General features: G+C 64.4%; 21 protein-coding genes and 1 tRNA gene. 11 read left to right on the top strand and 11 right to left on the bottom strand.

All coding sequences use genetic code 11. From position 1 onward, the window contains the following. Positions 1 to 33 precede the first annotated feature (33 nt). Positions 34 to 963, top strand: a complete 930-nt coding sequence (gene virB11 / locus SPR01S_RS08720; RefSeq protein WP_066588119.1) for a P-type DNA transfer ATPase VirB11 — start codon at positions 34 to 36, stop codon at positions 961 to 963. Positions 964 to 1,047: 84 nt separating this feature from the next. On the opposite strand, the gene SPR01S_RS08715 is transcribed toward virB11, so the two are convergent. Next, positions 1,048 to 2,016: a right-handed parallel beta-helix repeat-containing protein gene (locus tag SPR01S_RS08715; RefSeq protein ID WP_066588107.1), complete on the bottom strand. Its 969-nt coding sequence runs from the start codon at positions 2,014 to 2,016 to the stop codon at positions 1,048 to 1,050. A gap of 220 nt (positions 2,017 to 2,236) precedes the next feature. Next, positions 2,237 to 3,226 carry a right-handed parallel beta-helix repeat-containing protein gene (locus SPR01S_RS08710; RefSeq protein ID WP_157082092.1) on the bottom strand — a complete coding sequence of 330 codons (990 nt, stop codon included), beginning with the start codon at positions 3,224 to 3,226 and terminating at the stop codon, positions 2,237 to 2,239. Between the two features lie 557 nt (positions 3,227 to 3,783). On the opposite strand from SPR01S_RS08710, the gene SPR01S_RS08705 reads away from it, so the two are divergent. Beyond that, a complete protein-coding gene (locus SPR01S_RS08705) occupies positions 3,784 to 4,236 on the top strand; it encodes a dienelactone hydrolase family protein (protein ID WP_157082090.1) in 453 nt (150 codons plus the stop codon). Between the two features lie 402 nt (positions 4,237 to 4,638). Here SPR01S_RS08705 and SPR01S_RS08700 read toward each other — a convergent pair. After that, positions 4,639 to 4,713 (bottom strand) — tRNA-Gly (locus tag SPR01S_RS08700). A 172-nt stretch (positions 4,714 to 4,885) separates the two neighbouring features. Between SPR01S_RS08700 and SPR01S_RS08695 the strand changes: the two genes are divergently transcribed. Further along, entirely contained in the window at positions 4,886 to 5,782 is an 897-nt protein-coding gene (locus tag SPR01S_RS08695; protein ID WP_066588096.1) for a tetratricopeptide repeat protein, read from the top strand. After that, positions 5,779 to 6,393: an LON peptidase substrate-binding domain-containing protein gene (locus SPR01S_RS08690; protein WP_066588094.1), complete on the top strand. Its 615-nt coding sequence runs from the start codon at positions 5,779 to 5,781 to the stop codon at positions 6,391 to 6,393. The genes SPR01S_RS08695 and SPR01S_RS08690 overlap by 4 nt, the downstream gene beginning before the upstream one ends. 76 nt (positions 6,394 to 6,469) lie before the next feature. Here SPR01S_RS08690 and SPR01S_RS08685 read toward each other — a convergent pair whose 3' ends face one another. After that, the gene (locus tag SPR01S_RS08685; RefSeq protein ID WP_066588090.1) at positions 6,470 to 7,447 is read right to left on the bottom strand and encodes an agmatine deiminase family protein; all 978 of its coding nucleotides are present in this window, start codon (positions 7,445 to 7,447) and stop codon (positions 6,470 to 6,472) included. Beyond that, positions 7,444 to 9,087 carry a M28 family metallopeptidase gene (locus tag SPR01S_RS08680; RefSeq protein WP_066588077.1) on the bottom strand — a complete coding sequence of 548 codons (1,644 nt, stop codon included), beginning with the start codon at positions 9,085 to 9,087 and terminating at the stop codon, positions 7,444 to 7,446. The genes SPR01S_RS08685 and SPR01S_RS08680 overlap by 4 nt, the downstream gene beginning before the upstream one ends. 219 nt (positions 9,088 to 9,306) lie before the next feature. Here SPR01S_RS08680 and SPR01S_RS08675 point away from each other — a divergent pair, with 219 nt between their 5' ends. Continuing rightward, positions 9,307 to 11,292, top strand: coding sequence for an alpha/beta hydrolase family protein (locus SPR01S_RS08675; RefSeq protein WP_084251057.1), 1,986 nt, complete (start codon positions 9,307 to 9,309; stop codon positions 11,290 to 11,292). A gap of 12 nt (positions 11,293 to 11,304) precedes the next feature. Here the strand turns inward: SPR01S_RS08675 and SPR01S_RS08670 are convergent, their stop codons facing one another. The 6 genes from SPR01S_RS08670 to SPR01S_RS08645 all read right to left on the bottom strand — a co-directional run bounded on the left by SPR01S_RS08670 (position 11,305) and on the right by SPR01S_RS08645 (position 16,228). After that, entirely contained in the window at positions 11,305 to 12,351 is a 1,047-nt protein-coding gene (locus SPR01S_RS08670; RefSeq protein WP_066588074.1) for a class I SAM-dependent methyltransferase, read from the bottom strand. A 163-nt stretch (positions 12,352 to 12,514) separates the two neighbouring features. Then, the gene (gene rpsD, locus SPR01S_RS08665; RefSeq protein ID WP_066588071.1) at positions 12,515 to 13,129 is read right to left on the bottom strand and encodes a 30S ribosomal protein S4; all 615 of its coding nucleotides are present in this window, start codon (positions 13,127 to 13,129) and stop codon (positions 12,515 to 12,517) included. Between the two features lie 166 nt (positions 13,130 to 13,295). Next, complete coding sequence (locus SPR01S_RS08660) at positions 13,296 to 13,562, bottom strand: hypothetical protein (RefSeq protein ID WP_066588068.1); 267 nt, start codon at positions 13,560 to 13,562, stop codon at positions 13,296 to 13,298. Positions 13,563 to 13,630: 68 nt separating this feature from the next. Next, the gene (locus SPR01S_RS08655) at positions 13,631 to 14,365 is read right to left on the bottom strand and encodes an RNA methyltransferase (RefSeq protein ID WP_281178776.1); all 735 of its coding nucleotides are present in this window, start codon (positions 14,363 to 14,365) and stop codon (positions 13,631 to 13,633) included. Next, a complete protein-coding gene (locus SPR01S_RS08650) occupies positions 14,358 to 14,969 on the bottom strand; it encodes a class I SAM-dependent methyltransferase (protein ID WP_066588065.1) in 612 nt (203 codons plus the stop codon). Before SPR01S_RS08650 ends, SPR01S_RS08655 begins: the two co-directional genes overlap by 8 nt. Before the next feature lie 23 nt (positions 14,970 to 14,992). Next, positions 14,993 to 16,228 carry a BtaA family protein gene (locus SPR01S_RS08645; RefSeq protein WP_066588062.1) on the bottom strand — a complete coding sequence of 412 codons (1,236 nt, stop codon included), beginning with the start codon at positions 16,226 to 16,228 and terminating at the stop codon, positions 14,993 to 14,995. 256 nt (positions 16,229 to 16,484) lie between these two features. Between SPR01S_RS08645 and rpiB the strand changes: the two genes are divergently transcribed. From rpiB to SPR01S_RS08615, 6 genes are all read left to right on the top strand, one after another. Then, complete coding sequence (gene rpiB, locus SPR01S_RS08640; protein ID WP_066588057.1) at positions 16,485 to 16,934, top strand: ribose 5-phosphate isomerase B; 450 nt, start codon at positions 16,485 to 16,487, stop codon at positions 16,932 to 16,934. 3 nt (positions 16,935 to 16,937) lie between these two features. Then, the gene (gene glyA / locus SPR01S_RS08635; protein ID WP_066588052.1) at positions 16,938 to 18,251 is read left to right on the top strand and encodes a serine hydroxymethyltransferase; all 1,314 of its coding nucleotides are present in this window, start codon (positions 16,938 to 16,940) and stop codon (positions 18,249 to 18,251) included. A 3-nt stretch (positions 18,252 to 18,254) separates the two neighbouring features. Continuing rightward, positions 18,255 to 18,569 (top strand): zinc ribbon domain-containing protein, encoded by a 315-nt coding sequence (locus SPR01S_RS08630; RefSeq protein WP_066588049.1) that lies wholly within the window; start codon positions 18,255 to 18,257, stop codon positions 18,567 to 18,569. Positions 18,570 to 18,579: 10 nt separating this feature from the next. After that, entirely contained in the window at positions 18,580 to 18,789 is a 210-nt protein-coding gene (locus SPR01S_RS08625; protein ID WP_066588046.1) for a hypothetical protein, read from the top strand. 6 nt (positions 18,790 to 18,795) lie between these two features. After that, complete coding sequence (nrdR, locus tag SPR01S_RS08620) at positions 18,796 to 19,260, top strand: transcriptional regulator NrdR (protein ID WP_066588043.1); 465 nt, start codon at positions 18,796 to 18,798, stop codon at positions 19,258 to 19,260. A gap of 108 nt (positions 19,261 to 19,368) precedes the next feature. Further along, complete coding sequence (locus tag SPR01S_RS08615) at positions 19,369 to 20,724, top strand: MATE family efflux transporter (protein ID WP_066588041.1); 1,356 nt, start codon at positions 19,369 to 19,371, stop codon at positions 20,722 to 20,724. Positions 20,725 to 20,758: the final 34 nt, after the last annotated feature.

The following is a 20,758-nucleotide window of genomic DNA, read 5'->3' as shown; positions in this document are numbered from 1 at the left end:
TATCTGAAGAGCTATCTCGCCCCGTTGGGCGGGATGCTGGCGCGCGACGACGTCACCGACATCTATGTCAACCGGCCGGGCGAGATCTGGGTCGAAACATTGGGCGGGGCGACCGAGCGGCACGACGCCCCGGCGCTCGACCGCGCGACGCTTGATCGGCTGTCACGCCAGATCGCGGCGCTGTCGCATCAGGGGATCAGCCGCGAGCATCCGTTGCTGTCGGCGACCTTGCCCGACGGCGCGCGCGTCCAGGTCGTCGCACCGCCGGCGACACGCGGCGATCTGGCGCTGGCGATCCGCAAGCACGTCTCTCCCGACCTCAGCCTGTCGGATTATGTCGCCGCGGGATCCTTCGCCGATACCAGGCGCGGCGAGGTCGGCGAGCGCGCGCCGATCGACGTGGAATTGTCGCGGATGCTCGACGCCGGCGATGTGGCCGGGATGCTCGCCACCGCGGTCAAGGCGCGCAAGAACATCCTGGTGTCGGGCGGCACCTCGACTGGCAAGACGACGTTCCTAAACGCGCTGATCCGCGAGATTCCGCCGCACGAACGGCTGATCCTGATCGAGGATACGCCCGAACTCCATCTGGGGCACGCCAATGCGGTGGGGCTGCTCGCGGCGCGCAGCGCGCTCGGGGAAGCGCAAGTCACCGCCGACAGCTTGCTCGCCGCGTCGCTGCGCATGCGCCCCGACCGGATCATCGTCGGCGAATTGCGCGGTCCAGAGGCGTACACCTTCCTTCGTGCGGTCAATACCGGCCATCCCGGATCGATGACCACTGTCCATGCCGACAGCGCGGAGCGTGCGATCGAGCAGATCGCCTTGCTGGTGTTGCAGACCGGCACCCGGCTGGGGCGCGAGGACGTGCATCATTATGTTCGCAGCACCGTCGACATATTCGTCCAGCTGGCACGGACCGGCGGCCGCAGGCACGTCGCCGAGGTCGTCTTGGCGCGTTGAGCTCCGCTGACCAGCGCCGGCGAAAATGAAGAGGCCCCGCCAGTTACGGCGAGGCCTCCCTTTTCCGTCCCGTCGCGGTAGCGATCAGCTGTGCGAGATCGTTCCGGTGAATGCACCGGGGCTGGTGTTGCCCGTTACGTCATTGTCACCGAAGCTTTCTAGCTTCGCGCTATTTACCGCATTGAGCGCCGTGCCATTGTTGGTGATCGCGGTATCGCCGACCCGAACCGCCGCACCGGCGCCATTCGAATTGATGCCATAAACGGGGTTCCCGGAGATGGACGAGGACTTGATAACGATCGTGGCGGTCCCGGTAGGTGCCTTGGCCACGATGCCGCTCGCGCCCGCGACGCCGCCACCCGCGATCTGGCTATTGGTCATTGTGGCCGAAAGCGCAGTTGCGCCACTTGCCGTCGACAAAGCGAGGCCGGCGACGCCGTTGCCGAGCAGACGGACATTGTTGAGGTCCGCGCCCGCCGAGAAGCCGGCAGACGGCTGGAGGACGATGCCGCCGCCGGTATTGTTGTTGATCGTCGTATTGTTGACGAAGAGCTGGACGTTCGAGGAGGTCGTGTCGACGCTGATCCCGCGCCCTGCGCCTGAGCCGAATCCGAAGATGTACGAATCTTCGACAGTCACGCTCTGCGCCTGAAAAACGTGAATTCCGTATGTGCCTGGGGTTGTGCCCGCGCCGTTGATGCTCAGGCCGCGCAGGACCACCACGATATTGGCGCCATTGACGTTGATGCCGCTCGTGCCCGACGCCAGGATGCTGCCTTCCGTCTCCCGGCAATCGAGCGTGATCGATTTGGTGATTGTCACCGTGCCGAAACCACCCGGATCGAGGCAGTCGATCTCGCCCCCGGCCGCCGTCTTCGAAATGGCGCCGGCAAAGGTCTTGCACGGCGCAGTGCGGCTGCACGGATTGACGTCGTCGCCGACTCCCGAAATCCAAGTACGCGTCGCCTGTGCCGCGGCCGGCGAAGCATAGAGAATCGACGCCACGAATAGTGCGCCAAGCAACATCATCAACCGATTGGTAATGTGCGACATTATGCCCCCCCAATCCCAATTGACGGGCACGCTAGCCCATCATCATAATTAATATTCTATTGTAGTTTTGTGCAAAGGAACAGTCCGGATTCCGGACGGCTCGAACAGCGAAGAAATCGATCAGCGTTGGTCTTACTCAATTTGGTCGTTCCCAAAAGTATAAGGGGTTCCGACCGTTGCCGATCGAAACCCCTTATGGGTCAGACACATGACTTTACGATCAATGCCGCGCGATCGTCCCGGAAAATGCGCCGTCGGTGGTGTTGCCATCGAGCCGGTTGTCGCCATAGCTCAGCGCTTGCGCGGTGCCGAGGACGAGCAGGCCGGTGCCGTTGCCGGTGATCGTCGTACCGCCGACCCGGGCATTGGCCGAGGCCGGGGTGCCGTTGACGATCAACCCCTGGCCGGTGTTGAGCGCCACCACTGAATTCGTCAGCATGACCTTGGCCGTACCGGTGCCGTTGGGCGCCTTGGCCAATATGCCCACGCCGTTGTTCGACAGCGTCACGTGGTCGATAGTGGCACTGATCGCCGATCCGACGATACCGCTAGTATCCATGCGGATCCCGACATTGGTGTTGTTGACGATTTGACTATTGGTGATCGTGGCATTGCCGATCCTTCCGGCCGCCGGACTGATGTTGATGCCGCCCGAGGCCGTGGGCGTCGCGCTGCCCCCGCTCTCGCTGATCGTCACGTTGTCGACAAACAACTGGCTATCGGAATTCTGCGGTTGAAAGTTGATGCCGTAGCCGTTGCGGAAACCGCGAATCCTCGAGTTGCGGATATGGACGGCCGCCGCGTCGAGAATGTAGATGCCGTTAACCCCCGCTACACCGGTCTGGCCCAGGCCCTCGAAATCGAATCCGCTGATCGTCACGACGGCGGTGGTCGAATTGATGATGAACGCGTTGGTCGCGGCCACCAGTACGCCGGATTGCGTATTGTCGCAGATCAGCGAGATCGATTTGGTGATCGTCAACGCTCCGAAGCCGCCAGGATCGAGACAGTTGATCTCGCCGCCCGCCGCCGTCTTGGAGATCGCGCCGGCGAAGGTCTTGCATGGCGCGGTGCGGCTGCACGGATTCGCATCGTCGCCCACGCCCGAAATCCAGGTGCGCGTGGCCTGTGCCGCGGCTGGCGCGCTCCACAGCGTGGCGCACGCCGCGATGATCGCGGCAAAAAGTGTCGAACGCTTCAAACCCCTCATAACCTTCCCCTCCTCAACATGCCGTCATGGCGCGCGCTCATCACCTTTCGGATTATGGCGAGTCGACCGCGAAATCAGGGCGCACTCCCAATGCATGCGACAGACGAACCATGCGATTGCCTGGAAGCAACTCCCCTGCTTCACCGCTGCCCCCAGCCCCAAATTAGGATTAACAGCTTATTGTACTTCCGCCTGATTGGGTAGTACCGATCCATCCCGACCATCCAACTCACGCCAGACTTCGCTCCTGCCGCAGGTATTGAGACCGCGAAGATACGTTCAAGTCTTCAATATCGTGATAGGATTCCGACATCGCATCGGACTTTTCCCATAACTACTAACAAGCTGGCGCGGTGGGATTTTTTTCTTCATCCCCGCCTCACGGAGTTGAGCTGTCGTTCGCCAAGGCCGTGCATATGTCCATCGCCGGGACACTTACTGCGCTCGGGTATCGAATTATTGATCGAAAACGACGTGCCGAGAAATGTTCATATTGGTTGTATTGGCGACGATGCCAGCTTAGGCTGTCGGTAAATAGGACATTAGGGGGTTTCGACATGACCGCTTCCCATACCAGCACGGTTAGCCGCCGTGGTGCGATGAGCAGGATGGCCATTGCTGCCGCGGCGGGGATCGCCGCACCGACGCTGGCCCCGGTTGCGCATGCCGCCGGAGCGATCGACGGCAATCTCAAAACATTCAAGGGCCGCTATGCGCTACGCGGCGGCCGCATCATCGACGGCTATTTCGTCGCACCAGGCAATTCCTCCGGCCTCGACGTGGTCGTGGTGCTCCATGGCGAGAACGGCTTCGACGCCGGCGCGCGCGCACTGGCCCACGACCATGCCCGCGCGGGCAAACTGGCGATCGTGCCCGACATGCCGGCGACCTATCGCGGCATCGCCGCGCTGGCGGGTCGCGACGCGCACGTCGCCGACATCAAGGCGTTGCGCGACGCGTTCGGCCGCCACGTGCGCGGCAATGGCAAGGTGGAGTTCGTGTCCGCCTGACTCGACCGGGTGTTGCTGAGTGAAAGGAGCCGCCGGATGCTTTTCGGCGGCTTTTTTCGTGTCCGTGAAATTTGTGTAGGAGCGTGAGGCCGGAAGCGCGCGTAGCCCGCCAGGGCGGAGCGCCATCAAAGGACTCAAGGGTTCCGGCACGGCAAAGCCGTGCCGTCGGTCGCCGCAAGCGGCGCCGGCCGAAGTTTCGCTAATCACGATTTAGCGCAGCTAAATCGCTGCGAAACTGGAGCGGGCGAAGGGATTCGAACCACGCGCGTAGCCCGGCAGGGCGGAGCGCCATCAAAAAGACTCGAGGGTTCCGGCGTGGCAAAGCCCCGCCGTCGGTCGCCACATGCCGCGCCGGTCGAAGTTCCGTGATCACGATTTAGCGCAGCTAAATCGCTGCGAAACTGGAGCGGGCGAAGGGATTCGAACCCTCGACCCCAACCTTGGCAAGGTTGTGCTCTACCCCTGAGCTACGCCCGCTCTGGCGCCTGCCCGTGAAGCCACGGGCGGGTAAGGAGGGGCGCCATTAGCAGCGCTCCCGCAGGTCCGCAACCCCCTGTCGCGCATCAACCAAAAAGCCTTGGCTTCGGCGCCGCGACGCCCACATAAGGGCCTTTGCCGCTGACGGAGAAGAGACTTGGCTACGCTAGGAATGACCCCGGACCAGAAGGAAGCCGTCGAAGCCTTCCGTCGCGACGTGGTCGAGCCGTCGATGAGCAAGCTGGTGATCATCGATTTCTGGGCCGAATGGTGCGGGCCGTGCAAGGCACTGACGCCGGTGCTGGAGAAGGTCGCCGCCGATTACGCCGACAAGGGCGTGGTGCTGGCCAAGGTCGATACCGACAAGAACCAGTTCATCGCCGCGCAATTCCAGATCAAGTCGATCCCGACCGTCTATGCGATGTTCCAGGGCCAGTTGATCGCCGATCTGACCAGCGCGCGGACCGAATCGCAATTGAAGGCGATGCTGGACCAGGTGCTGCGCCAATTGCCGGTCGACAGTGCCGAGGCGCAGCAGGAGGCCGAGATCGAGCCGCTGGTCGCGGCCGCCGAGCAGATATTGCACGACGGCGACGCGGAACGCGCTTTATCCTATTTCGAGCAGATCGCGGATATCGCGCCCGATCATCCGGAAGTCGTGTCGGGCCGCGTCCGCGCGCTGGTCTCGCTTGGCCGGCTGGACGATGCCGAGGCTGTGCTCACTGCCCTGCCCGAAGATGCCGCCAAGGGTGCGGAGATCGATCGCGCCCGCGCCGCGCTCGATCTTGCCCGCTCGGCCCCGCCCGCCAAAGACCTGGCGCCGCTGATCGCGGCGGCGGAGGCCGATCCCGACAATCTGCAGGCCCGATTCGACCTCGCCAATGCGCAGATGGCGGCCGGCGAGCGCGATGCCGCGGCCGATTCGTTTCTGGCGATCGTCGCCAAAGACCGCGCCTGGAACGACGGCGCGGCGCGCGCGCAATTCCTCAAGCTGCTCGAAGTCGTCGGGCTGGAGGATCCCTGGGTGTCGGCGCAACGCCGCCGGCTGTCGGCGATTCTGTTCACGTGACGACGACGCGGCTCTCGATCTTTCCGCTCGCGGGGGCGTTGCTGTTTCCGCGGATGCATCTGCCGCTGCACATCTTCGAGCCGCGTTATTGCGCAATGGTGTCGGACGCGATGGCGCGCGACCGCCGCATCGGGATGATCCAGCCGCGCGGCGACGGCGACCCGCCGCCATTGTTCGACCTGGGCTGCGTGGGCCGTATCGCCGAGGTCGAGGCGCTCGACGACGGCCGCTACAATATCGTGCTCGAAGGGACGTCGCTTTTCCGGGTCGCGCGCGAACTGGACGTCAGTACGCCATTCCGCCAGGTCGAAGCAGAATTGATCTCGATCCCCGACGAGCCGGAAACGCTGTCACTCGGCCATCGCGCCGCGCTGGAAACCGAATCGCGCCGATTCGCCGATGCGCAGGGCTATGCGGTTGACTGGGATTCGGTCGCGCGCCTCGATGACGAGGCGCTGGTCAACGGCATCGCCCAGATCGCCCCGTTCGACGCCGCGGCGAAACAGGCGCTGCTCGAGGCGAGCGACCTTGCCGCGCGCGCCGAACTGACCGTGCAATTGATGCAGTTCTTCGGCCGCCACGACGGCGAAGATCGGGTGACGCTGCAATAACGCCCGTCATCCCAGCGAAAGCTGGGATCTCTTGCCATCTTTCCTCGCAAGAGATCCAGCTTTCGCTGGGGTGACGCTAACTGGGGATCTGCTGCGAGATGCAGTGAAAACTGCCGCCGCCGGTCAGGATGTGGTCGGCGCGCAGGCCGACGGTCTTGCGCCCCGGGAATAGCGCGCCGATCGAGGCGACCGCCGTCTCGTCATTCTCCGTACCGTAGAGCGGCACCACCACGCTGGCATTGCCGATATAGAAGTTCATGTAGCTGGCCGGGATGATCTCGTCGTCGCGGAGCACGCGGCCGGGCGACGGGATCGGCACTACCTCGATATCGCCATGCTGGAGCGCGCGTGCGGTGGCGCGTTGATAGACCTGCCAATTGGGATCGTTCTCGCTCGCTTCGGGAATCGCCAGCCGCCGCGTGCCGACGAACCGCGCGAGATTGTCGACATGCCCGTCGGTATGGTCATTGAGCAGGCCGTCGCCGAGCCACAGTACCTCGGTATAGCCTAGGTCGCGACGGAGCAGTTCCTCGATCTCGCCGCGCGACATCGACCCGTTGCGGTTGCGGTTGAGCAGGCATTGCTCGGTGGTCACCACCAACCCCTCGCCATCGCCGTCGATAGCGCCGCCCTCGAGCACCCAGGTGAACGTCTCGACCGTCTTGCCGCGCGCCTCGGCCAGCCGGGCGCCGATATCGTCGTCGCCCGGCAAGTCATATTTGCCGCCCCAGCCGTTGAATTGAAAATCGGCCGCCACGCCGTCGCCGCGGATGATCGGCCCGGTGTCGCGCAGCCAGATATCGCCGAACGGCTCGATCACGATCCTGGCGATGTCGCCGGCGCGCTTGCGCGCCGCCGCGGCCGCTTCCTCGTCGGCGGCGACCAGCAGCACTTGTTCGCCTTTGCCGTCGGCATGGACGGCGCGCGCGAAGGCAGTCACCTCGTCGCGCGCGGGCTCAAGATCCAGCTCCCACAATTCAGGATGGCTGGGGAATCCGATCCATACGGCCTTGTGCGGCGCCCATTCGGGCTTGGGAGGGGCGAGCTTGATCATTGGCCGGCGCCTGCCCCGGCGCGGGAGCGATCGCGGATCGCGCGGAACTCCGCGGTCTTGTACCAGTTCGGCCAGGCAGGCGTGTCGGCGAGCTGGCGCCCGAGTTGGTAATATAGCGTCAGGTCCTGCACCGCGCCCATCCAGTTCCAATTGGGGTCATATTCGTCCTGCGGCTTGTGATAGCGGTTCTCGATATAATCGAGCGTCGCGGCATGGCCCTTGGCGACACCGCCATCGACCAGATCCTCGCCCGACCCGCCGTCGAACATCGGCACGCCCAATTTGGCGAAGCTGAAATGGTCCGAACGGAAATAGCCGCCGCGTTCGGGATTGGGTTCGGGCTTCATCACCCGGCCCTGCGCCTCCACCAAAGGCTTCATCAGATCCTCCAGCTCGGACTTGCCATAGCCGGTGACGACGAAATCCTTGGCCGGGCCGATCACGTTCAGTCCGTCCATGTTCACCCCGCCGACCGTCTTGGCGAGCGGGAAGATCGGGTGTCCGGCGTAATATTTCGACCCGAGCAGCCCCGATTCCTCGGCAGTGACCGACAAGAACACCATCGTCCGCTTGGCCGGTCCCGCTTTGGCCTGTGCCTCGGCCAGCGCGATCAGTCCGGCCGAACCCGAGGCATTGTCGAGCGCGCCGTTGCAGATATCGTCGCCCTTGACCGGGGTGCAATGGCCGAGATGATCCCAATGCGCCGAATAGATCACCGTCTCGTCGGGTTTTTCGGTCCCCGGCAGGATACCGATGACGTTCTTCGACGCCTGGCGTTTGATGTTGTTGGTGAAGCCGACCGAGAATTTGACCCCGAGCGGGACGGCCTTGAACCCCTTGACCTTGGCCGCCGTCTGAAGCTGGTCGAAATCCTTGCCCGCGCTAGCGAAGACCTGCTTGGCCTTGGCGAGCTGCATCCAGCCGATCGCCTGGCTCTGGTCCAAATGGTCGCCCTTCTCATCGAGTTCAAGCTGCGCGCCCGACCAGCTCGACCGCACCACGCCCCAGCCATAAGCGGCGGGATCGGTGTCGTGGACGATGATCACAGCGGCGGCGCCTTCGCGCGCGGCCTCTTCGTACTTGTAGGTCCAGCGGCCGTAATAGGTCATCGCCTTGCCTTCGAAGAGGCCCTGATTGGTCGGTGTCTGCCAGTCGGGATCGTTGACCAGCACGACCACGGTCTTGCCCTTCACATTGACGCCGGCATAATCGTTCCAGCCTTTTTCGGGGGCGTTGATGCCATAGCCGACGAACACGACGTCTGAATTGCGGATGTCGACCTTGGGCGTCACGCGATAGGTCGAGACGACCATGTCGTCGCGATAGGCCAGACTGACCGGTGCCTTGCCCCCGGTGAAGGTCATCGGCGTGATGTTCTCGGCGGTCATCTGGACCATTGGCACGTCCTGGAACCAGCTGCCTCCATTGCCGGGTTTCAGCCCCGCCGCCTTCATCCGTTCGACGATGTAGGCGACGGTTTTGTCCTCGGCAGGGGTGGTCGGCGCGCGCCCTTCGAACGCGTCGGAGGACAGCGTTTTGGTGACGTCCTTGAGCGTGTCGACCGAAATGGCGGGCGCGCCGGACTGGGCAAGAGCGGGCGCGGCGGTCAGCGCGGCTAAGGACAGGACGAGACGGCGCATCGGCGACCTTTCGTTTGGAATGGCCGCTGTCTGGCAGCGCCTCGCGAGCGGCGCAAGCTGGACGTCCGGCCGAGCGCCACGGCCCGGCACGATGCCCACTAAGTCAGTCGAAACTATTCGATCCAATATGATGCGAAAGGCCCCTGTGTACGGCGCCCTCCCTTGCTTAGTCGTGCGTCGCGTTTATCCATTGTTACAATGGGGACGAAGGGGAGACTTATGCGTAAATTGTGCCTGGCATTGGCCTTTGGCCTGACGCCGCTCGCCGTGGCGGCACAGGATGTCCCCGCCAAGCCCGGCAACAATCTTGCCGAGGCGTTCGGTGCGCGCGAAGCCGTACGACAGATTAGCCTGTCGCCGGACGGCACGAAGGCGGCGATCATCCAGCCCACCAAAGGCCATGGCTCGGCACTGATGATCGGGGACATGGTCAATGGCGGCGAGCTGAAGACAATCCTTACATCCAGCGGCAATCCGGATAAGCTCGGTGATTGCCACTGGTCTACCGACACGCGGCTGATCTGCCGCATATCCATCACCAGCGATGTGGATGGTGAGCGCCTCGGTTTTTCGCGGATCGTCGCAATCGATGCCGACGGAAAGAACCTCAAGATGCTGAGCGCGCGGACCAGCGATCGGGCCCTGGGGCTCATGCAGAATGGCGGCTCGTTGATCGATTGGGGCGCTCGAGGTGATGGATCGGCGCTGATGACCCGCTTGTTCGTTCCCGAAGTCTCTACCGGGACGCATATTGCAGAAAGCCAGTCAGGATTGGGTGTCGAACTGATCGATACCCGTTCGCTATCACGCAAACAGATCGAGCCGGCGCGAGAAAGTGCCGTCGATTATATCAGCGATGGCCGAGGGAATGTACGCATCATCGGCCTCCAGCCCAAAACCGGCACAGGCTATGATTCGGGCAAGATAATCTATTCCTACCGCACCGCCGATAGCCGCGCGTGGAAGCCGCTGACCACGGTAACGGTCGTCGCCGGGCAAACGGCGGGCTTCGTACCTTATGCCGTCGATCCCGCGCTCAATGTCGTTTATGGTTTCGAGAACCAGACCGGCCATACCGCGCTCTACAGTATCGCCCTCGACGGCAGCCTGACCAAGAAGCTCGTCCTGTCGCGGGCGGACGTCGATATCGACGACTTGGTCGAAGTGGGCCGGCAGAACCGCGTCGTCGGCGCGACCTTCGTCACGGATCGCCGCGAGGCGGAGTTCTTCGACCCGGCACTGAAGACGTTGCGCGCGGCGCTTGGCAAGGCTTTGCCGGGCAAAATCATCACCTTCATCGACGCCAGCGCGGACGAGAGCAAATTGCTGCTGTTCGCCTATAGCGACGTCGATCCCGGACGTTATTATCTGTTCGACAAAAAGACGCGGTCGATGGCGGAAGTTCTGGCGTCACGGCCGGGTCTCGATGGCCTCAAGCTCGCAACGGTCAAGCCGGTCACCTACCAGGCTGCCGACGGCACCAATATTCCTGCCTATCTGACGCTGCCGGCGGGAAGCGACGGTAAGAATCTGCCGGCGATCGTGATGCCACATGGCGGTCCGGGCGCGCGCGACGAATGGGGCTTCGACTGGCTCTCGCAATATTTCGCGGCGCGCGGCTATGCCGTTATCCAGCCCAATTTCCGTGGATCGACCGGCTATGGCGACGCCTGGTACGAGAAGAACGGCTTCCAATCGTGGCGGACCTCGATCGGCGACGTCAACGACGCCGGCCGCTGGCTGGTGAAATCGGGCGTCGCCGATCCGAAGAAGCTCGCCATCGTCGGCTGGTCCTATGGCGGCTATGCGGCGTTACAGTCGTCGGTCCTCGACCCCGATCTGTTCAAGGCGATCGTGGCCATCGCGCCGGTCACCGATCTCGACACGCTGCGGAACGAGGCGCGCAATTTCACGAACTTTCCTCAAGTCGATGCGCTCATCGGCCACGGGCCGTGGGTTGCCGAGGGGTCGCCGGCACGCAACGCGGGCAAGATCAAGGCGCCGGTGCTGCTGTTCCACGGCGACATCGACACCAATGTCCGGATCGGCGAATCGCGATTGATGGCCGACAAGATCAAGAGCGCCGGCGGCAAGGTCGAATTGGTCGAGTTCAAGGGCCTCGACCACCAGCTCGACGACGATACGGCGCGCGCGCAGATGCTGGGCAAGGCCGATGCCTTCCTGCGCAGCGCGATGGGGCTGTAAGGCCCGAGACGATCAGGCGCGTCGCGCGCTGATCAGCAATTGCGCCGACACCAGCCGCGCGGTCACCTCGATCGCGTCGCCCGCCACTGTCTCGATCGGTTCGGACAGCGGATGGATCGGCGCCCCCCAATGCGACCGCGACTCGTCGAACGGGCTGTTTTCGAACGTCACCCCCGCGCCGAAATCGACCCGCAGCCACTGTGTTACGCCATGGATCACGCCGCCATCGGAGATCAGCACTGCAGTCTCTTGAGTCGGCCCGAACGTGGGTGCCTCAAAGTCCATGGCGAGTAGGCTGGTGGGAGACGACCGGCGGGTGGCTCCATCGCTGCGCGCGCGCAACACTGCCGGGGAAGGCGCGGCAAGCAGGTTGAAGGGCGACATGTCGAAACCTTCCACCATGCCGAGCGGCCATTCGGCGGGGTGGTCGAGCGCGACGAGCGCGCACCGCAATTCGGCGCGCGGTGGCAGGATCGGCGCGTCGGGCCGGACCAGCCGCCCGCGTGCATCCGCCATGACCTGGACGATGTCATCGCCGAACAGCGCGTCGTCGAACAATTCGGACATCAACAGGTCGGCGGGCTCCGCCAGATCCTGACCCATTTCCAGCTCGGTCGAATATTTGGAAATGACGGTGATGCGATCGGCCAAGCCATTGCGGTGCGCGATCTCGCGCGCCGCCGCCGCGATCACCGGATTGGCTTCGCAAGTGATGACCTGGGCGCCGGCCCGGGCGGCTAGCAGCGACAGCAGTCCGGCTCCCGTGCCGATCTCCAATACCCGCATTCCCGGGGTCACCAGCCGGGCGATCGCCTGGGAATAACAAGCGTTGCGCGGCCCGTCGCGCAGCATCGGTGCGTGCCAATGCGGCACGCCCGCGGATAGCGCCGCGCGGACCAGATCGCGCACATCGGTATCGCCGGGCGCCGCCGCCACCGCGGCCAGTCCCAGCGCATAAGCGTCGCCGGCCAGTCCCTTCGTCTTGAGCGTCTGGCACAACATCGCCATCGCGAGCGGCTCGCCCGCGACATTCGGGTATCGTTGCAGGATATCGATCACATTTCCCCAGTGCCTGCCAGGTTCGTCCGTTTCGCGACCAGCTGGTAGGTCGGGGATCTCGACCTCGCGGCGGAGCTTCAGACGTCTCTAGAATGTTTATCCGTCAACGCAAAAGGGCGGCCCCATAGGGACCGCCCTTTCGGATATCGACGATGTCGGTTGATCAGCGCGAATAGAATTCGACGACCAGGTTCGGTTCCATCTTCACCGGATAGGGCACCTCGTCGAGCGTCGGCACGCGGGTGAAGGTCACCTTGGCATTGCCGTCCGGCGAAACGTAATCGGGGATGTCGCGCTCGGCGAGCTGCTGCGCTTCCATCACCAGCGCCATGTCCTTGGCCTTGGTGCCCAGCGTGATCTCGTCACCGACGAAACAGCGGCGCGACGCGATGTTGCACTTCACGCCGTTGACGCGGATGTGGCCATGGCTGACCAGCTGCCGCGCGGCGAAGATCGTCGGCGCGAACTTGGCGCGATAGACGATCATGTCGAGACGCTGTTCGAGCAGGCCGATCAGGTTCTGCGAGGTATCGCCCTTCATCCGGGCGGCCTCGTGATAGCAATGCCGGAACTGCTTCTCGGTGACGTCACCGTAATAGCCCTTGAGCTTCTGCTTGGCGCGCAGCTGGATGCCGAAGTCCGACATCTTGCCCTTGCGGCGCTGGCCGTGCTGGCCGGGACCGTATTCGCGCTTGTTCACCGGGGACTTGGGACGACCCCAGATGTTCTCGCCCATCCGGCGGTCGAGCTTGTGCTTGGCGCTGGAGCGCTTCGACATAAATATTCCTTTGCAATTGCCAACAACGACGCCGCCCGAAGGCGGCGCTAATTCCGGTCATCGCTCTGCTGAGATCAGGAGATCGGCAGGGCCACCGCTTCACCGGAAGTGCGGGGCCGTTTGCGAAGGGCGCGCCTCTCGCAGAGGCGCCTGATCGTGTCAAGCCTTAGCGGGGACTCGCGGCACGGTTGTTCGGATGCGACAGCATGTCGTCGGTGCTCCGCGCGTTCGCGGCATCGATTGCTGCCCATTCGCTTCTGGTATGGCAGGTGGACCGGGCGCCGATGATGGAGCCGGTCGTCGTTTCACGACGACACACCTTCTTTTCCTTGACCGGTTTCGGCGCTGCCGAATCGGTGGCTGGCGCGGTCTGGGCGAACGCGGGAGCGGCGAGAGAGATAGCGGCAACGAACGCCATCGTGTTGAAACGCATCAGTAACTCCACAATTTTGGATTGCCGGCTGCTTATCGTTTCCTTGACAGTAACGGAAGACTAAAACGTCAGCCTCGCTGACGCGGATTGGAAAGTGCCGACAGGACGCCGCGCAATGTACGTATTTCCTGGCTCGACCAGCCGGGCTTCGTCAGTAGCGTGCGCAGAGTTCGTTTCGTGGTCGGCACGCGGCCGGGCGGGAAATAGAAGCCGGCAACTTCCAGCATCGCATCGAGTTGGCCGATCATGCCGTCCAATTCTTCTTGAGGTGCCGGGAGCGGCAGATCGGTATCAGTCGGCTGGGCAAGCGCGACCCCCTTTGACCATTCATAGGCGACGAGGATCACCGCCTGGGCGAGATTGAGGCTGCCGAATTCGGGGTTGATCGGCACCGTGACGATCGTGCGCGCCACGGCGACGTCGTCGGTTTCCAGGCCGGAGCGTTCGGGGCCGAACAGGATCGCCGAGCGGCCGGGCTGGCCGTGGATCTCGCGGGCCGCGGCCTCGGGGGTCACTACCGGCTTGGTGACGCCTCGCTTACGGACGGTGGTGGCGTAGACGTGCGGGCAATCGGCGACGGCGTCGGCCACGCTGTCGAACACCCGCGCGCGTTCGAGCACCACGTCGGCGCCTGATGCCGCCGGCCCCGCTTGCGGGTTGGGCCAGCCGTCCCGCGGCGCGACCAGGCGCATCTCGGTCAGCCCGAAATTGAGCATGGCGCGCGCCGCCTTGCCGATATTCTCACCAAGCTGCGGACGGACGAGAACGATAACTGGCTGGTCGGATTTGGTAGTCTTAGTCACGAGAGAGGCGCGCGCTCCAGGCATAGCCACGATACAGCACGCGGTGTTGCGCGTTCAGCCCGATCTTGTCCACCACCTCGAACAGATCGGCCCGCGGCGTGACGTCGAACTTCGCCAGCCAAGCGAACAGCATCGCGCGGAACCAGCGCGGCAGGCGCTCCTGCTGCCCGAAATCGACGATGTCGAGCCTTCCGCCCGGCGCGAGCTTGCGGGCCGCTTCGCGGATCGCTCCCGTCCAGTCGGGGATCATCGACAAGGTATAGGATTGGAACACTCGGTCGAACTCATCGCGACCGAACATCGCCTGCGCGTCGAACGCGGTCGCGTCGCCCTGCGCGAAGGTAATGCTATCGCTCAATCCCGCCTTTGCGACATTGGCGCGTGCGGTCTCGAGCATCGCTTCGGAGATGTCCACGCCGTAATAATGCGCGTCGGGCCAACGCCGCGCCGCGACGATGAGGTTGCGCCCGGTGCCGCATCCCGCCTCCAGCACGCTGCCGCCCGGCGGGGGCGCGAGGCCCTCGATCAGCGCGTCGCGTCCCAGCAGGTAATATTTTCGGGTCAGGTCGTAAAAGTGGCGCTGGGAGCGATAGATCGCATCCATATGCGCCGCATGCGGCTGCTCGCTCAGGCGGCGTCCCCCAGCACGTAGAGATGCACGCCGCCATAGATCGAGGAGCGATCGCGGCGGGTGTAATCGAGCGAGTCCTCGGCGCGATAGGTCCAGCGGCCGAGCACCGCGTCGGGCACGCGACCCGGCAGGATGGTCGGCGCGCCCGCGGTGCGGAACAGCACGCGCGATCCCGGCCGCGCGGTGCGCGTGATCTCGGTCCACAGGTCGGTCAGTTGCTCGTCGGTCATCCAGTCCTGCGCGTCGAGCAGGATGTAGCGATCGAGCGAGGCGTCGGGCTGGCGCTTGAGGAACTCGGCATAGTTCGAATGGAGGATCTCCATCCGGTCGAGCCGGTCGACGACATCGGCGTAATTGTCGGCCTGGAGATAGGGCGGCAGCGGCGCCTCGGGCCCCTCGCCATAGCCGCGGCCGAACGCCTGCCAGGCGAAGTAATTGTCCTTGAGGTCGAAGTCGCAGGCGAGCTTTTCGAGTCGCTCGCGCAGAACGGTCGCCATCTTGGCATCGCCGGCCAGCGCTTCGTATTGCGCGGGCGGGATGCCGAGGCCGAACAACGACGCCGGCTGATCGGTCAACCAGCGCACGAACGCCTTGTCGAAGAACGGCGCATATTCGCGATCGAAAATCTCGCGTTGCTCTTCGATCGTGTTGGCCTTCAGGATCGCCTTTGGATCGAGCCCGTGAAGCCGGGCCAGCATGTGCGCCGCGCCGATGAAGCCGCCGAGCAGCCCGCGCTTGTACAGGCCCTTGGCGAAGCCGCCGATGCGGCGGCGGCCGGTCACGTCGCGGCTTTCCCAATAATGCCGGGTCGGCTCGTCGAGATGCGGGCGGATATAGGTCTTGTACGCCGCGATGTTCGCCTTGGTGTTCGCTTCGGCGAAAAAGCGATGGAAGGCGTCGTAATCGGGCAGGTACCGCGCCGCCGCGAGCTTCAATTTGTTGAGCGCGATATGCGCGGTGTTGAGGTCGACCGCGGTGATCCGGCGCGGATTGGCGGTCAGATAGCTGAGCGCGTTGCACCCGCCCGACGCGATCGTCACGACGTGATTGTCGGGCTGGATCGCCAGCGCTTCCATGTCGACCGTGGGATCTTCCCAAATCTGCGCATAGACCAGCCCACGAAACGCGAACGTGAAGGCGCGTTCGAGAATGCCTTGCTTGGTCAGATGGTCGTGGCGATGGACCGCATCCTGGACGGCGCGGTTCTTTTGCGGTGCGAGGGCAGTGGCCATGCGAAGTGTCCCTGAGGTGCGCTGCTTTACCGCGCCCGGCCTTTTCGCGCTACGGCAATCCGGTGACGTTTCGATGACGCCCGCACGACTCGCGACGGAATGAGCTGGTCACGGGGTCATTGCCCCGCCGGCCGGGCTGGGCCCCGTTGCCGACGCGCGGCTGGCTCGAGATAAAACCCAAGCTCGGGGTAGCGTAACGCGCCGAGGCTCGGTAAGGGCGTCCCACACGACAGCTCTAAGGACCCGCGCCCAGTTCATGCGCATCGCCATCGCGTCCGATCATGCCGCCATCGCCCTCAAGGCGACGCTTGCGGAATGGTTGCGTGCGGCCGGGCATGAGGTCGACGATCTGGGGCCGCACGACGGCGCGAGCGTCGATTATCCCGATTATGGCTACAAGCTGGCCGACGCGGTGGCGTCGGACGCGGCGGATCGCGGCGTCGCCCTTTGCGGGTCGGGCATCGGCATCTCGATCGCGGTCAATCGCAATCCGAAAGTTCGCTGCGCGCTCGTCTCGGAGCCTTTGTCCGCCGCGCTGGCGCGCGAGCATAACGATGCCAATGTCGTCGCGATGGGCGCACGGCTGACCGGCGAGGCGATGGCGATCGCCTGTCTCGAAGCCTTTCTCACCACTCCCTTTGCCGGGGGCCGCCACCAGCACCGGGTCGACAAGCTCGGCAGCCCAGTCAATTCAACGAAAGCCTGACCGATGAGCACCAATCCCAGCACGCTCCACGACGTCCAGCCTGACGGCTATTTCACTCGCGGCCTGGCCGAGGCCGATCCGGCGGTGTTCGCCGGTGTCCGCCACGAACTCGCGCGCGAGCAGGACCAGATCGAGCTGATCGCGTCGGAGAATATCGTCTCCAAGGCAGTGCTCGAGGCGCAGGGATCGGTGTTCACCAACAAATATGCCGAAGGTTATCCGGGCAAGCGCTATTACCAGGGCTGCCACCCGTCGGACGAGGTCGAGCAGCTGGCGATCGACCGCGCGAAGGAATTGTTCGGCTGCGAATTCGCCAACGTCCAGCCGCATTCGGGCGCGCAGGCCAATGGCGCGGTGATGCTCGCTTTGGTCAAGCCGGGCGAGACGATCATGGGTCTCAGCCTCGATTCGGGCGGCCATCTGACCCACGGCGCCAAGGCGGCAATGTCGGGCAAGTGGTTCAACGCGGTGCAATATGGCGTCGACCCGACCACGCATTTGATCGATTTCGACGAAGTCGCGGCCAAGGCGCGCGAGCATAAACCCAGGCTGATCATCGCAGGTGGTTCGGCTTATCCGCGCCAGATCGACTTCGCCAAGTTTCGCGCGATCGCCGACGAAGTGGGCGCCATCTTCATGGTCGACATGGCGCATTTCGCCGGGCTGGTCGCGGGCGGGGTCCACCCGACCCCGTTCGGCCATGCCCATGTCGTTACCACCACGACGCACAAGACCTTGCGCGGCCCGCGCGGTGGCGCCGTGTTCACCAATGACGAGGCGATCGCCAAGAAGATCAATTCGGCGGTGTTCCCCGGGCTGCAGGGCGGCCCGCTGATGCACGTCATCGCCGCCAAGGCGGTGGCGTTCGGCGAGGCGCTGCGTCCCGACTTCAAACTCTATGCCGCGGCGATCATCGAGAATGCCAAGGTGTTGGCGGCGACCCTGGCCGAGCGCGGCGCGGCGGTCGTGTCGGGCGGCACCGACACGCATCTCGCGTTGATCGACCTCACGCCACTGGGCGTTACCGGCAAGGATGCCGACGAAGCGCTCGAGCGCGCGGGCATCACCTGCAACAAGAACGGCATCCCCAACGATCCGCTGCCCCCGGTCAAGACCAGCGGCATCCGGGTCGGATCGCCCGCCGGCACCACGCGCGGATTCGGTCCCGCCGAGTTCCGCGAGATCGGCAATATGGTCGCCGACGTGCTCGACGGATTGGCCAAAAATGGCGAGCAGGGCGATGCGCAAGTCGAAATGGCTGTGCGTGAGCGTGTTAATGCACTATGTCACCGGTTCCCGATCTATCCGGAGACCTGAGTTATGAGTGAAGACAATCTGAAGCGGATGTGCGCGCATTGCGACGCGGCGCTGCCCGATGGTGCGAAGTTCTGCCCGGCCTGCGGCGTGGCGACCGGCGACGGTTCGACGACTTACGAAGAGGCCAAGGCCTTTGTGATGAACAGCGCCGCGGAGGCGGAGAAGACCGCCCGCGACCTGATGAAGAACGAGGATGCGCAGAAGATCGCAGGCGCGGCGGCGGTAGGCGCGGTGGCGGCGATCGTATTGCCGATCTCGATGGTGACGGGCGCAGTGATCGGCGCCGGGATCATGGCGTATAATCGGTTCGCCAAATAAAGGGACTTGGATGAGTTCTTCGGACCAAACGCTTGCGGCGGCACGCGCCGCTCTCCAGCGCTCACGCGCCGGCGAGCCCGAATCGGGTGTCGGCGGTGCGATGAAGCGCGGCGCGGTGCTGGGGGCGATCGTCTCGCTGCCGGTCGCGGGCATCGGTGTGATTGGCGGGGCGGTGATCGGTGCCGGCGCCGCCGCGCTCGACCGATTGACGAAAGACTGATCCGCCTTGCGTTGCCCCTTTTGCGGCCATGAAGATAGCCAGGTCAAGGATTCGCGTCCGACCGAGGATGGCGCGGCGATCCGCCGGCGACGGCAATGCGAAGGTTGTGCGGCGCGCTTCACGACCTTCGAGCGCATCCAGCTGCGCGATCTGGTGGTGCTCAAGAGCGACGATCGGCGAGAGCCGTTCGACCGCGAGAAATTGATGCGCTCGATTTCGGTCGCGACGCGCAAGCGCCCGATCGATCCGGTGCGGATCGAGAAACTGGTATCGGGCATCCAGCGCCAGCTCGAAACCAGCGGCGATCCCGAAATCCGCGCACAGCAGATCGGCCAGATGGTGATGGAAGGGCTCAAAGGGCTCGATTCGGTCGCCTATATCCGCTTCGCCAGCGTCTATAAGGACTTCACCGAGGCCAAGGATTTCGAGGAATTCGCCGGGTCAGTGAGCGAGATCGGGGCTAAGCCGTAGGGCTGGATTGTCGCCCCGGCGGTTGCTGATCCGCCTGACGCCACGAAAACCCATCAATAGCTTAATCTCGGCGTGACGCGGGCCACACCGCCGATTAGGTCCACGCCCATGACCGCCTCCGCGATCACTCGCCGTTCGATTGTCGCGCAGGCCTGGCCGATCATGATCGGGCAGATCACCGTGCCGTTGGTCGGGCTGGTCGATACAGCGGTGATCGGGCGCACCGGCGATGCGGTTGCGCTGGCGGCAGTCGCGCTTGGCAGTTTCGTCGTCACCTTCCTGTTCTGGACCTTCGGCTTCCTGCGGATGGGAATGACCGGCCTGACCGCGCAGGCCGAGGGTGCGAAGGACGGGCGGGAGGTACGCGCGCTGCTCGTCCGCGGGATCGCGTTAGGCGTCGGACTCGGGTCAGTGCTGCTCGCGCTCCAGGCGGCGATCGTCCCACTCGCTTTTCGCATCTTCGCAGGCTCGGGTGAGCTCGACCACGTGGCGGAGGGCTTCGTCGCCGCGCGCCTGTTCGGCGCGCCGGCCGCGCTCGCCGGCTTCGCGATCAACGGCTGGCTGCTCGGACTCGGACGGACGCGGGCGGCGCTGCTTCTGCAGATCGTGATGAACACCGCCAATATCACGCTCGATCTGATCTTCGTCTGGCATTTCGGCTGGGGCGCGCGCGGCGTCGGCTTCGGCACGTCGAGCGCCGAATGGATCGCGCTGGCGACGGGGCTGGGCATTGCGGGCTTCGTGCTGGGCCGCGACGGCCGCGCGGCTGTCCGTGCCGAGGTCGTCCGCGCGTTCGACCCGGCGGCGCTCAGGCGGCTGTTCGGGGTCAATGCCGACATCATGGTCCGCACCGTCGCGTTGCTGATCCTGTTCGGCTGGTTCGCCAATGCCGGCGCGCGGCTGGGCCCGGTCCAGCTCGGCGCCAATCATGTCCTGTCGCAATTTGTCGGCCTCGCCGCGTATGTGCTCGACGGTTTCGCCTTCACCGCCGAATCGCGCGTCGGACAGGCGATCGGGGCGAGGTCGCGCGACGATTTCCTCCGCGCGATCCGGTTGACCGGGGAATTCTCGTTCGCCAGCGGGCTGGTGTTCGTCGCGGCGATCGCGTTCGGCGGCCGCTTCCTGGTCGAGCTGATGACCAGCAACCCGCAGGTCCAGCAACACGCGCTGGCGCTCGCGCCGTTCGCCGCGCTGCAGCCGCTGATCGGCGCGCCGGCGTGGCTGCTCGATGGCATCTTCATCGGCGCGACGCGCGGCAAGGCACTGAGAAACGCCGCGATCCTGTCGACCGTCCTGTACATCGCGACTGACCTGGCGATGCGCCCCTGGGGCGCGCTAGGCGTGTGGATCGCGCTCACCTTGAGCTATGTCTATCGCGCCGGCGCGCTCGCTTTGTGGTGGCCGGGGCTGCTCAAGGACGTGGGAACGCCCCCACCGCTTGCGGAACCGTCCCCCGGAACCTAGAGGCGCATCGCAAATCCCCCTTCCAGTTTGCGGA

This window comes from Sphingomonas pruni NBRC 15498 (genome assembly GCF_001598455.1).
Lineage (GTDB): Bacteria > Pseudomonadota > Alphaproteobacteria > Sphingomonadales > Sphingomonadaceae > Sphingomonas > Sphingomonas pruni.
The sequence above is the reverse complement of the archived record's forward strand: the minus strand, read 5'-3'. Positions and strand labels throughout refer to the sequence as shown.